Below are 13155 nucleotides of genomic sequence, written 5' to 3'. Positions count from 1 at the left end.
TGATATGAAAATTGCAGGATTGGATATAGGAACGACCGGTTGTAAATGTACGGTGTTTGATGAACAGGGCAGGTATCTGAATAAAGCATACAAAGATTATCCGGTCCGCAGAAGTGTCAGCGGACATGAAGTAGATGTATCTACGATCATGGATGGGGTTTATGCAGTAGTCGCAGAAATGGCAAAAGAATATCCGGACATTGCCGGAATCGGTGTGACCAGTTTCGGAGAAACTTTTGTTATGACAGATGAAAATGGTAAACCACTTCATACAGCCATGCTTTATACAGACCCACGTGGAGAAGAAGAATGCAAAGCTTTGACAGAAAAGTTCGGTGCACGTGAACTTGCCGGAATCACCGGTCTGCGAGCACATCAGATGTACAGTATCCCTAAAATGATGTGGATTAAGAAAAACAGACCTGAGATTTACGATGCAGCTGCATATATATTCCTGATGGAAGATTATGTAGTATATCATCTTACTGGAAAACGCCAGATTGATTATTCTCTGGCTACCAGGACTATGGCATTTGATATTAAGAAACTTGACTGGAGTAAGGAAATTTTTGAAGTAGCCGGCATTGATGTGAATAAAATGTCAAAGACGGTACCGACAGGTACAGATGCCGGAGCAATTACGGCAGAGGCTGCAGAGAAAACCGGTCTTGCACCGTCTACACATATCGTATCGATCAGTCATGATCAGGTATCTGCGGCAATCGGAGCCGGTGCATTTGATTCTTCTGTTGCAGTGGATGGCGCAGGGACTGTTGAATGTGTAACTCCAATTTATGATTCCATTCCGGATATAGATGCAATGTACGATGGATATTTTTCCATTGTACCATATGTGATCCCCGGAAAATATGTTGCTTATGCTTTTTCCTATACCGGCGGGGCACTGATCCAGTGGTGTGTGGATAATCTTGCAAAAGATGAAAAAAGAGCAGCAGCAGACAGAGACCTTTCAGTGAATGAATATCTCGAAAAGAAATATGCAACAGAGCGCGGTGAAGAAAATCCAAGCAATCTGTTGATTCTTCCTCATTTTGCCGGAGCGGCAACACCTTATATGGACACAGGATCCAAAGGAGCAATTCTTGGACTTACCACAGACACGACTGTAGCAGATATTTATCGAGGCTGCATGGAAGGTGTTGTTTATGAAATGTTGGTGAACACCAGCGCATTGAAGAAATCTGGATGTAAATTCAAAAAGCTCAATGCAACCGGTGGCGGTGCAAGGTCAGGAGAATGGATGCAGATGAAAGCAGACATGCTGAATGTACCGATCACAGCACTCAAAACAGTTGATGCAGGTACAGTTGGCAGTGCTATGCTGACAGGTATTGCCACAGGAGTATTCAAAGACTTGAATGATGCGGCTGAACATATGGTAGAAGAAACCGTGGAATACCTTCCAAGAAAGGAAATGCATGAAAAATACATGCATATCTTTGAAAGATATGCGAAAGTATATCAGGCAGTAAGACCGCTCGTGTAAACGGGCGGCTTCTGTGAGGATAAAGTGTTATCTGGAAAGGAGATTACAATGAATCCTTATATTGGACATGAAACACAGATCAGTGGAGTTGAGGAACATCGCCTGGTTGGAGGCAAGGGAGACGGGATGCGCCTTTATGAGGCAACGAACGGAAAAGGCCTTGAGCTGACACTTTCCCCGGACAGAAATGGTGATATTACAAGACTTCGTTATAAAGGCATTAACATGAGTTATTTTTCCCCATGTGGTTATGTAGCTCCTGCATATTATGATAAAACAGGTTCAAACTGGCTGCAGTCATTTACAGCAGGTTTTTTAACTACCTGTGGTCTTCAGGCTGTTGGAACACCATGTACAGATGATGGAGAAGAACTTCCACTTCATGGTTCTATTGCAAATCAGCCATGTGCACACAGTTACTGGGACGAGAATGAAAAAGAAATCCGCATTCATTCAGTGACAAAAGACGAAGTGATCTTTGGAAGAAAATTGGTTCTGGCAAGAACTGTAAAAATTTCCAAAGAAGAAAATACATTTTCCATTCAGGATAAGATCGAAAATACAGGAAGCAAAACGGAACCGATGGAGATTCTGTATCATATGAATATGGGATATCCGCTCCTTGATGAAGAAAGTGAAATTAAGATTCCTTCCGTAGAAGTAAAAGCAAGAGATGCTCATGCGGAAGAAGATATTGCAAACTGGATGCATATGGAAAAACCACAGGGCAATTATCAGGAAAGATGTTATTATCATAAATTTGAAGGATCCGATGGAAAAGCAAGTATTTATCAGCCTAAATTAAATGTTGGACTGGAAATCAGCTTTGACGCTTCCAAACTGGATGGATTTGTAGAATGGAAGATGATGGGGGTACGTGATTATGTTCTTGGTCTGGAATGTGGAAACTGCTATCCGGATGGAAGAGATGTCATGAGAAAGACTGGTATGCTGAAATTCCTGAACCCGGGTGAATCTGTTGAATATCAGGTAAATATAAAATTATTTGAAAAATAAAAACAAAAGGCAGGAAAGCTGAAGTGAAATACCAGGAAATAAAATATGTCACAAAACCATTATCGAAGATCATTTTTGGATGTGCGATACCGTCAATGATTCAGGGGGAAGATGCAGATGAATTGCTGGATGAGGTTTATGCACAGGGAATTACGACTTTTGATACAGCTGAAAATTATGGATTGAGTGAGGTCTCTCTGGGGCATTGGCTCAAAAACCGTGGAAACAGAGAAAAAGTCGTGATCATTTCCAAAGGATGCCATCCATATGATGGGAGAGACCGAGTGACTCCGGAAGATCTGAAACATGATATTGAACAGTCTTTTGAACGATTAGGCACAGATTATATAGATATTTATCTGATGCACAGAGATGACCTGAAGGTTGAACCAGGGCCGATGGTAGAAATTTTAAACGAATATCATAAAGCAGGAAAGATTGGTGCATTTGGAGGATCAAACTGGACACACCAGAGAATCGCAGAAGCTAATCGTTATGCAGTAGAACATGGACTTGTTCCATTTTCTGTATCAAGCCCAAATTTCGGGCTCTGTGATCAGATCGGAGATCCCTGGGGCGGTGGCCCGGGATGTGTAACAATTTCAGGCCCTTCTAATGAAGAAGCAAGAGCGTGGTATCGGGATAACCATATACCTGTACTGGCGTATTCCAGTCTTGGAAGAGGAATGTTTGCCGGAATCGTCAAAAGCGATGACATAGAAGGGGCGAAGAAAATCCTGGATCCGAATGCAGTGAAAGGATACTGTTATCCTGAGAATTTTGAACGCCTTGCAAGAGCAGAACAGTTGGCAAAAGAAAAGGACTGCACAGTACCGCAGATTGCACTTGCATGGATCCTGAATCAGGATTTTGAGGTCTTTCCGCTTGTCAGTGCCAAAAAGGCGAGCAGGATCGCAAGCAATGCGAAGGCTTTGGATATTGTACTTGCAAAAGAAGAAGTAGAATGGCTTGATTTGAGAAGAGATAGGAGATAATTATGGCAAAAATCGCAAGACCGGAAATTGAAATCGAAGAACTGACCGGTGAAGGCTCCGGTATATTAAAGAAAAATGCCTTGCTGTACGGCAAAGAGCTGGGAGAACACTGCAGAATGTATACAGAAGTTGTTATGCCTGAAGGCAGTGATCTTGCTTTTCATGTACATGAAGGAGAATCAGAAACCTATTATATTTTGACCGGAACCGGAATTTATAATGACAATGGTACGAAGTATCCGGTAAAAGCAGGAGATGTCGTCTTTTGTGATGATGGAGAAGGACATGGACTTCTGAATAATGGAAAAGAAGATCTCAAATTTATCGCACTTATTTTGAAAAAATAAGATGACAGGAACTCTTCACAATATTTTTATATTGTGTTATAATCTTAACATATTGTTGTAGTCCGAAGTGGACAGAAAGGAAGTTACAAAATGCTCGTAACGTTATCTGAGATCCTACAGCTTGCAGAGGCTAAGAAATGTGCTGTAGGATCTTTTAACACACCAAACCTTGAGAGTATTATGGCTGTTATTGGTGCAGCTGAAGAATTAAATGTACCGGTAATCATAATGCATGCGGAAGTACATGAGCCAATGATGCCAATCAGTGTGATTGGACCAATCATGATCGAAAGAGCCAAAGCTGCCAAAGTTCCGGTATGTGTTCACTTGGATCATGGCGAAACACTTGCATATCTTGACCAGGCATTAAATATTGGATTTACATCTGTTATGTTTGATGGCTCGGCTCTTCCATATGAAGAGAATGTAGCTAACACTAAGATCGCAGTCAAACTTGCGCATGCAAAAGGTGCATCCGTAGAAGCAGAGATTGGTACGCTTGGCAAACGAGAACTTGGATTGGGACATGACGACGGAATCCCGACAGGCGATGAGCCGAAGAAAATCTATACAGATCCGAAACTGGCAGAAGCATTTGTTAATGAAACAGGTATTGATGCACTGGCTTGTTCATTTGGAACAGCACATGGTCTGTATCTGACCAAGCCGAAGCTTGATATGTCTGTACTTGAGAATGTTAAAGCGAGAGTAAATATTCCACTTGTTATGCATGGTGGATCTGGTGTCAGTGAAGAAGACTACAGGAAAGTTATCGCCCGTGGCGTAAGAAAGATCAACTACTATACATATATGGCAAAAGCCGGCGGAACTGGTGTAGAGAGCAAACTTCCATTTAAAGAAATGCCAATTGTTCACCAGGGCAGGAAATATAAGATGCATTATTTACTTCAGGAAGAGGGAAAGGAAATTCCGGTTTACTATCATGACATCGTAGACTGGGGAATGAAAGCCATGAAGAAAAATGCTTATGAGGCTATGAAGATATTCTCAAATAAATAAGCATATGATCTAAGATGCTCCTTATTATGGTAGACAGTGGGAGAAAACTCTGTAACTATCATATGAGGGGTATCTTTCTGTCTGTAAACTGAATTACCAGAAGGAAAAAACGGAAAACGTTATTTTATCAGCAGGGGGAAAACAAACTGTATGTATCGCATTTTACTAGTAGATGATGAAATCCTTGTTCGAGATGCAATCAAAGAAAACATTGACTGGAAGGGCATGGACTGTGAACTGGTCGGAGATTGTGAAAACGGCAAAGAGGCAGCAGAATTTGTAAAAGAACATCCGGTGGATATTGTGTTGACAGATATATTGATGCCATACATGGACGGAATGGAACTGAGCAATTTTCTGCATGATAATTATCCGGAAATTGTAATTGTGATTTTTAGCGGATTCGGAGAATTTGAATATGCAAAAAAGGCAATTCAGTATGGAGTAAGTGAATATCTATTGAAACCGGTGACAGCGATGGAACTTACCGGGGTAATTGAAAAAATGAAGAAAAAAGTGGAACAGCAGCGTCTTGAAAAAAGTAAAATGGATGCACTGGCCCAAAACTCGGAAGAGTATCGTAAAAATAAGCAGATAATCCGGTCAAAAAATATAGAAGCACTTGTAAACTGCACGACAGATGTGAATGCAAGTATTGAACGTCTTGCAGAAATGGGGATTGACATCTCCGCAGCAAGCTACCGCGTGGCAATCTTTGATATTGACCTCTATTCCGGCATGTACCAGCTGGATACAGAAAAACGTCAGGAAAGCGCACTGATGGCATTTGTTCTTTTCAACATCAGCGATGAGATCGTCACCAGAGAAGAAGCCGGTATTGCCTATCAGGAAGGCAATAACCGAGTCGGAATCCTTTTTCAGGAAAAATGGAGCCGTAATTTTACATCCAGAACAAAAGAAATCTGTCATGAGATTCAGGAAAAAACAAAAGAGGTTATGGGATTTGACGTATCCATGGGTATCGGTAAATGGGTAAAAAAACCAGAAGAACTGATCCAGTCACACGATATGGCTGCACAGACCCTTCAGTATCGTTATCTCCTTGGTGGAAACCTTCTTATTGATATGGAAGAACAGCACCCCGTTCAGGAAATCGCAATCGAAGATGATCTGGCAGAACTCAAAGAAGCCATGAAGACCGGACAGAAGGAGCAGGTTTACCAGATCCTCATAAAGATTGAAGATTCCATTCGTCCAGGCACTTATGGAAAAAGCCGTGCCTGCATGTATCTGCAGCAGGTCATCCGTACAATGGACAATGCATGCGAAGATGTATCTGCTGATATGGACAGGATCAGAGAAGACAGAGATGAACTGCTCCGCCAGATAACAGATCAGAAATTTTTTGAAGATGCCTGCAAAGTTGTACAGAAACATACGGACAGGATTTTTGAGATCCTTTCTGAACTGAATACATCCAGCAGCAAGAGGCAGGCCCGACTTGCGATTGACTACATACAGAAAAATTATATGGATCCGGATCTGAGTCTGAACAGTATCTGTTCTTATCTGAATATCAGCACCAGCTATTTCAGTACGATTTTTAAAGACGAGACAGGCGAGACATTTACCGAAGTCCTGATTCGGACCAGAATGGAAAAAGCAAAAGAACTGCTGGAAAATACAACCTTAAAGAACTATGAGATCGCAGAAAAAGTCGGATTTTCTGATCCACATTATTTCGGAATCTCATTTAAGAAAATGACCGGATGCACACCTACGGAATATGCAAGGGAGAAGCGTAGATGAAAAATAAAAATCTGTCGGCGAGATTTATTGGAAAATTCAGCAGTATCCAGAGCGTTATCTTTGCAACTGTTGCAGTCCTGGTCCTGAGTGCGGTTGTGATCGTTACCGGTGTTTCTATGAAATTTACCAATACATCTATTTTTGAAAATTCATCGGAATATACGCATACGATCATCCAGCAAATGAATCAGAATATTGATTCCTATATTGATTATATGGAGAATATTGCGTATCTGATCTCGAGTAACGAGGATGTGCAGGATTACCTTTTTGATGAAAAAATCGATAACGAAGGAAGATACCGTATTTTAAATCAGTTCCAGACAATTCTGGACAGCCGGAGTGATATTCGAAATGTTGGTATCATCAGTAAGAATGGACGGATGCTGATTAATGATGGAAGTAAATCGGTAAATCAGGATCTGGATCTCAATACGCAGGAATGGTATGCTACTGCACTCGAAAAGCCTAATGGTCCGATCCTGACTTCTTCCCATGTACAGCACATCATTAGTGGAGAACGCCCATGGGTGATCACACTGAGCCGTGGAATCCGTGACCGGAGCGGTAGCGGTGAAAAAGAAGGTGTCTTTTTTATCGATCTGAACTACAGCGCGATCAGTGGACTCTGTGATCAGAGTACAGTTGGAACAAAGGGATATGCGTTTATTCTTGATGCAAAAGGAAATATTGTTTATCACCCACAGCAGCAACAGCTCTACAATGAACTGCAGACCGAAAATATCAGTCTGATCATGGATACGGATGAAGATACCGTACTGACCGGTACCGGAAACGACGGAAAACTGTATTCCATCTCACGTTCAGAAAAGACCGGGTGGACGGTTGTTGACTGTACGAATGTGAAGGAACTTTTGAGTAAAAGTCGGCAGGCACAGAGTGTCTATGTACTGACGGCAATCATACTGGTCATTGTGGCACTTCTTTTTTCAAGATTTATGGCAAGGAGTATTACTCTTCCGATACAGAAACTCCGTGATTCCATGAAAAAAGTACAGGAAGGTGATTTCAGCGTTTCTGATGTTGTGGTAGATTCAAAAAATGAAATCGGCAGTCTGACAAAGTCCTTTGATGTGATGACACACCGGATACATGAACTGATGGAGCAGAATGTCCACGAACAGGAAGAAAAACGTAAGAGCGAGTTGAAAGCATTACAGTCCCAGATCAATCCACATTTCCTTTATAATACGCTGGATTCGATCATCTGGATGGCAGAAGGAAAGAAAAATGAAGAAGTTGTTCTTATGACGGCATCTCTTGCAAGACTTCTCCGTCAGAGTATCAGCAATGAGGATGAAGTTGTTCCGATCGCGAATGAAGTAGAGTATGCGCGCGGCTATCTGACGATACAGAAAATGCGTTACAAGGACAAACTGGAATTCCAGATTGAGGTAGATTCTTCTATATTATATATCCCTCTGATAAAGCTTGTACTTCAGCCAATCATAGAGAATGCAATCTACCATGGACTTAAATATAAAGAAAGTAAGGGCCTTCTTATTGTAAAAGGATTTATGAAGGATGGAAATGCAGTCCTTCAGGTGATTGACGATGGAGTTGGAATGGATGAAGAAACTCTTGCTCATATTTATGATAAACATAAAGTGAATTATCATTCCAACGGAGTAGGTGTCTATAATGTACAGAAACGTTTAAAACTCTATTATGGAGAAGATTACGGAATTACGTATACCAGTGAATTGGGTAAAGGAACAACTGCAACGATCACAATTCCAGGCAGACAGGAGGGACAGATATGAAAAAGAAAAAATGGCTGAGTATCTTCCTGGTAGTCTGTCTGATCAGCGGAATCGGAGGTGGCATCTGGTATCGCCAGAAAAGAATTGATGAGCGCAGGCTTTCGCTTGTGTATATTCCAAAGGTCGTAGACAAGACAAATGATTTCTGGAAAGCACTGATCCTGGGAACCAGAATGGCAGCACAGGAGTACAATGCAACAATCGAGATCAAGGCGCCGACAGAAGAAAATGATGTGGAACGACAGAATGAACTACTGAAAGAGGCGATTGAAGAGGGACCGGATGCGATTCTGATCTCTCCATCCAGTTTTACAGAATCCAACAAAATATTGGATGAAGCAAAGGAAAAAGGAATTAGGATCAGTTTTATTGATTCCTATACGGAAGAACCGGTGCAGGATCTGACGGTTGCAACGGACAATCTGGAAGCAGGAGAGAAACTCGGTAAATTTGCGGCATCACTTCTCGGACCGGATGATCAGATTGCGATCGTGGCCCATGTGAAGGGTGTATCCACCGCAGTGGAGAGAGAAGAGGGATTTCGCAAAGGACTCGGAGATCTGGCAGATAATATTGTTGAGGTTGTATATTGTGATTCGCAGTATGAGAAATCACGTAAACTGACAAATGAACTTATGCAAAAATATCCGAATCTTAAGATGATCGCAGGAATGAACGAATATTCATCAGTAGGTGCTGCAAGGGCAGTTAAGGCAGCTGGAGCGAAAGACCGGATTCAGGTAGTTGGTGTCGACAGTTCACAGGAAGCTGTTCAGCTGATGGAAAATGGTGTATTTAAAGCGCTTGTTGTTCAGAAAGCTTTCAAGATGGGGTATATGGGTGTGAAGGAAACTGTACGTATGCTCAGAGGGAAAGATTATGAGAAAGATGTGAATTCCGGTTGTGAACTGGTTACACCTGACAATATGTACAATAGTGAGATCGAAAAACTGCTTTTTCCGTTTAATACGCTGAAGCTTTCATAAAGTAAATAATGAAATTATTATAAAAAAGGTTAAATATTTATGTACGAACCGTAAATATTTAACCTTTTTTTGGAAGATATTCCATTACATTTGTGCGGGTTTAACGGTATTATATAGAAAACGCAAGAGTTGTGTGTAAAACTTTTAAGGAGGGTGAAACATTGGAAAAGCTGAAACAAAATCCAATAGTCAAAAAGCTCGGACTGAACAGAATCTTACTTGTATGTATTCTGATAGTGATGTTCGCAGTTTTTAAGGTAGTGCTGGGAAATAAATTCCCTGTTGGAGACAGCATTAAGTCCACATTGAACTATGTATACTTCTTGGGCTTCCTGTCACTTGGTGTTACGTTCGTAATCGCAACCGGAGGAATCGATTTCTCCATCGGACCGGTTATGTTCTGTTGTGCACTGGTATCCGGTTACTGCATGACATCTTATGGTGTTCCATGTGCAGCAGCAATGGTTATCTGCATTCTGATCGGCCTTGCATTCGGTATCTTCAACGGATGGCTGGTATCTTATCTGTCAGTTCCGGCATTTATCGTATCCATGGCATCCATGAATATCGCAAAAGGTATCGCTTCTGTATTTACAAAAACACAGTCTGTAAGCTGGCCGCTGAGCAGTGATCCGAAAAACGGATGGTTCCGTAGCATCGTATCAGTTAACGGATTCCCGGTAGGTCTGGTAATCTTCCTCGGAATGGCAGTTGTATGTGGTATCGTTCTTTACAATACAAAACCAGGACGTTACATCCTTTGCCTTGGATCCAACAGCGAAGCAGTTAGACTTTCTGGTGTAGATACCAAGAAATGGAACATGCTTGCATATGTAATCTGTGGATTCCTTGTTGGAATCGCAGCACTGTTCTTTGTAGCAACATATACAACCGTTCAGCCAGGTTATGGCGATCAGTACAACAACGAAGCAATCGCTGGTTGTGTAATGGGTGGTACATCCATGGTTGGTGGACTTGCTTCCATCGGTGGTACTGTAATCGGTGTATTTATTATCTCTCTTCTGCAGCAGGGTATCATGGCATTTGGTCTTGGTAAAGGACAGCAGATGATCATCACAGGTATCATCGTAATCGTAGCTGTATATGCCGACGTTTCTGCAAGACGTAGAAAGAACTGATCGAAAGGGAGGATGAAACAATGGGTGACGTTATTTTAACAATGAAGGATATTGATAAGTCCTTTCCTGGAGTTCATGCCCTGGATCACGTTAACTTCGAAGTGAGACGCGGTGAAGTACATGCACTTATGGGAGAGAACGGTGCCGGTAAATCAACACTTATGAAAGTTCTTACCGGTATTTATCAGAAAGATTCCGGATCTATTACATACAAAGGCCAGGAAGTTGCTTTTCACAATACTCGTGAAGCACAGGACAATGGTATCGTAATCGTACATCAGGAATTAAACATGGTCGGTGACCTTACAGTTGCACAGAACATCTTTATCGGACGTGAGCCGAAAAAAGGTATCCGTGTAGATGATAAGAAGATGGTTGAAGATTCCAAGAAGTTATTCAAGGATCTGAACATTGAAATCGACCCAAGAGAAAAGATGAGCAACCTTACTGTTGGTAAACAGCAGATGTGTGAGATCGCAAAAGCTATTTCCCACAAAGCAGAAGTTATCATCTTCGATGAGCCGTCAGCAGCTCTTACAGAAAAAGAAATCGCTGACCTGTTTGTAATCATTCGTGATCTTCGTGAGAAGAATCTCGGTATCGTATATATCTCACATCGTATGGATGAGATCAAAGTTATCACAGACCGTGTAACAGTCATGCGAGATGGTGGATATGTAGGAACTCTGATCACAAAAGACAGTACAAAAGAAGACATCATTAACATGATGGTTGGTCGTGTTATTTATGAAGATCCGAAGGAACACAGCATGGTTGCACCAGATGCACCGGTTGTTCTTAAAGTAGAACATCTGAACGCTGGTAAGATGGTTCAGGACGTAAGCTTTGAACTTCGCAAAGGTGAAATTCTTGGTTTCTCGGGACTTATGGGTGCAGGACGTACAGAGACTGCAAGAGCACTTTTCGGAGCAGACCCGAAACAGAGTGGAAAGATTTCCATTATGGACAAGAGCGGACAGCTCAGAGAAGTTACAATCAACAGCCCGCAGGATGCTGTTAAATATGGTATCGGTTATCTGTCAGAGGACAGAAGAAGATATGGTGTTGTAGTTCAGAAATCTGTTAACGAAAACACAACACTGGCAACAATGGAAGAGTTCACAAATGGAATCTTCATCAATAAGGCAAAAGAAAAAGAAGTCAGCGAAAGATATGTTAAAGAACTGGCAACTAAGACACCAAGCGGTGATCAGCTGGTAGTTAACCTTTCCGGTGGTAACCAGCAGAAAGTTGTTATTGCTAAATGGCTTACCCGCGACAGTGACATCCTGATTTTCGACGAACCTACAAGAGGTATCGACGTTGGTGCCAAGAACGAAATTTACAAGTTAATGAGTAAACTGGCAGCAGAAGGAAAATCAATCATCATGATTTCTTCTGAAATGACAGAAATTCTCCGTTTGAGTGACCGTATCATCGTTATGTGCGAAGGTAAAGTAACTGGAAATATTGATATTTCCGAAGCTACACAGGAACGCATCATGGATAAGGCCACAAGAAATATCGATTAAGGAGGATAGTCATGACTAAGAAGAAAAAAAGTATTATAAGTGATCAGAGATTTATTGTATTACTGGTTATCATCGCTCTGACAGCGATCTTCTCCATTATGAGTAAGGAGTTCAGACAGTATACAACTCTCTTAAGTATGTTGGATTTCTCTTACTATGATCTTCTGATGGCAATCGGTGTTACATTCCCACTTATCACTGGTGGTGTAGACCTGTCAATCGGAACCGGTATGGTTTGTTATGCACTTATCGCCGGAACAATGGTAAGAAGCCATGGATGGCCGGTAGCAGCAGCTATGGTGCTCTGCCTGGTACTTGGACTCGTCATTGGAGCCCTGAATGGTGTGCTCATCGGTGTTATGAACCTGCCGCCGTTCCTTGCAACTCTTTGTACATGTATGATCACCCGTGGTGCTGGTTCTCTCTGCAGCGCAACACCATGGCCGGGACTTACACAGGATGGTGGATGGTTCCACTCAATCTTCAAGATCACAGTTGGTACAGGAAGAAGTGCTTCCCGTTATCCGATCGGGTTCCTGTGGATGGTTCTTCTGGTTCTGCTGATGGAATTCGTTCTGAATCACACAAAATTCGGACGTTACACTATCGCAATCGGATCTAACAAAGAAGCAGCAGCTCTTTCTGGAATCAATGTAAAATTCTACCACGTTATGGTATACGTAGTATGTGGTCTGTTCGTAGGACTTGCAGCAATCGCTTATGCAGCAGTAACACCTACCGTACAGCCTGGTACAGGTGCCGGACTTGAAATGGATGCTATCGGCGGTGTATTCGTTGGTGGTGTTGCGGCAACCGGTGGTTACGGTTCCGTAATCGGAACATTTGTTGGTATCTTCGTTATCATGCTCCTGAAGACAGGTCTTCCATATATCGGCCTGCAGGCTAACTGGCAGCAGATCATCACAGGTCTTGTACTTATCGTAGCAGTCCTGATTGATATCATCAAAGAAAAGAAAAAAGCTGCTATGTAAGCAGTATAAATGAATGATTTAAACAGCACAGTGGATTATAGATATCCGCTCTGCTGTAAAAGAAAT

Annotated in this window: 11 protein-coding genes; all 11 read left to right on the top strand. The window is 41.9% G+C overall.

Going from position 1 to position 13155, the window contains the following annotated elements; all coding sequences use genetic code 11:
* Positions 1–4: 4 nt before the first annotated feature.
* The 11 genes from NQ503_RS13490 (at position 5) to NQ503_RS13440 (ending at position 13089) form a co-directional block, all read left to right on the top strand.
* The gene (locus NQ503_RS13490) at positions 5–1507 is read left to right on the top strand and encodes an FGGY-family carbohydrate kinase (protein ID WP_005427665.1); all 1503 of its coding nucleotides are present in this window, start codon (positions 5–7) and stop codon (positions 1505–1507) included.
* A gap of 48 nt (positions 1508–1555) precedes the next feature.
* Positions 1556–2524: an aldose 1-epimerase family protein gene (locus NQ503_RS13485; RefSeq protein ID WP_005427664.1), complete on the top strand. Its 969-nt coding sequence runs from the start codon at positions 1556–1558 to the stop codon at positions 2522–2524.
* A gap of 23 nt (positions 2525–2547) precedes the next feature.
* Positions 2548–3519: an aldo/keto reductase gene (locus NQ503_RS13480; protein WP_044926172.1), complete on the top strand. Its 972-nt coding sequence runs from the start codon at positions 2548–2550 to the stop codon at positions 3517–3519.
* A 2-nt stretch (positions 3520–3521) separates the two neighbouring features.
* Positions 3522–3866 carry a cupin domain-containing protein gene (locus NQ503_RS13475; protein ID WP_055055978.1) on the top strand — a complete coding sequence of 115 codons (345 nt, stop codon included), beginning with the start codon at positions 3522–3524 and terminating at the stop codon, positions 3864–3866.
* A 90-nt stretch (positions 3867–3956) separates the two neighbouring features.
* A complete protein-coding gene (locus NQ503_RS13470) occupies positions 3957–4886 on the top strand; it encodes a class II fructose-bisphosphate aldolase (RefSeq protein ID WP_005427660.1) in 930 nt (309 codons plus the stop codon).
* Between the two features lie 150 nt (positions 4887–5036).
* Positions 5037–6656 (top strand): response regulator, encoded by a 1620-nt coding sequence (locus NQ503_RS13465; protein WP_005427653.1) that lies wholly within the window; start codon positions 5037–5039, stop codon positions 6654–6656.
* The gene (locus tag NQ503_RS13460) at positions 6653–8440 is read left to right on the top strand and encodes a cache domain-containing sensor histidine kinase (protein ID WP_005427651.1); all 1788 of its coding nucleotides are present in this window, start codon (positions 6653–6655) and stop codon (positions 8438–8440) included. The genes NQ503_RS13465 and NQ503_RS13460 overlap by 4 nt, the downstream gene beginning before the upstream one ends.
* Positions 8437–9426 carry a substrate-binding domain-containing protein gene (locus NQ503_RS13455; RefSeq protein WP_005427649.1) on the top strand — a complete coding sequence of 330 codons (990 nt, stop codon included), beginning with the start codon at positions 8437–8439 and terminating at the stop codon, positions 9424–9426. Before NQ503_RS13460 ends, NQ503_RS13455 begins: the two co-directional genes overlap by 4 nt.
* 161 nt (positions 9427–9587) lie before the next feature.
* Positions 9588–10565, top strand: a complete 978-nt coding sequence (locus NQ503_RS13450) for an ABC transporter permease (protein WP_022387934.1) — start codon at positions 9588–9590, stop codon at positions 10563–10565.
* Positions 10566–10585: 20 nt separating this feature from the next.
* Positions 10586–12097: a sugar ABC transporter ATP-binding protein gene (locus NQ503_RS13445; protein ID WP_005427646.1), complete on the top strand. Its 1512-nt coding sequence runs from the start codon at positions 10586–10588 to the stop codon at positions 12095–12097.
* Between the two features lie 11 nt (positions 12098–12108).
* The gene (locus NQ503_RS13440; RefSeq protein ID WP_005427644.1) at positions 12109–13089 is read left to right on the top strand and encodes an ABC transporter permease; all 981 of its coding nucleotides are present in this window, start codon (positions 12109–12111) and stop codon (positions 13087–13089) included.
* Positions 13090–13155 lie beyond the last annotated feature (66 nt).

Origin of the sequence: Blautia obeum ATCC 29174, assembly GCF_025147765.1 — a bacterium.
GTDB classification, from domain to species: domain Bacteria; phylum Bacillota; class Clostridia; order Lachnospirales; family Lachnospiraceae; genus Blautia_A; species Blautia_A obeum.
This window is presented reverse-complemented; position numbering and strand designations above follow the sequence as displayed.

Bases quoted from the DNA above. Each gene is read 5' to 3' on its own strand.
- NQ503_RS13490 (WP_005427665.1), top strand. From the start codon at position 5: ATGAAAATTGCAGGATTGGATATAGGAACGACCGGTTGTAAATGTACG.
- NQ503_RS13485 (WP_005427664.1), top strand. From the start codon at position 1,556: ATGAATCCTTATATTGGACATGAAACACAGATCAGTGGAGTTGAGGAA.
- NQ503_RS13475 (WP_055055978.1), top strand. From the start codon at position 3,522: ATGGCAAAAATCGCAAGACCGGAAATTGAAATCGAAGAACTGACCGGT.
- NQ503_RS13470 (WP_005427660.1), top strand. From the start codon at position 3,957: ATGCTCGTAACGTTATCTGAGATCCTACAGCTTGCAGAGGCTAAGAAA.
- NQ503_RS13465 (WP_005427653.1), top strand. From the start codon at position 5,037: ATGTATCGCATTTTACTAGTAGATGATGAAATCCTTGTTCGAGATGCA.
- NQ503_RS13460 (WP_005427651.1), top strand. From the start codon at position 6,653: ATGAAAAATAAAAATCTGTCGGCGAGATTTATTGGAAAATTCAGCAGT.
- NQ503_RS13455 (WP_005427649.1), top strand. From the start codon at position 8,437: ATGAAAAAGAAAAAATGGCTGAGTATCTTCCTGGTAGTCTGTCTGATC.
- NQ503_RS13445 (WP_005427646.1), top strand. From the start codon at position 10,586: ATGGGTGACGTTATTTTAACAATGAAGGATATTGATAAGTCCTTTCCT.
- NQ503_RS13440 (WP_005427644.1), top strand. From the start codon at position 12,109: ATGACTAAGAAGAAAAAAAGTATTATAAGTGATCAGAGATTTATTGTA.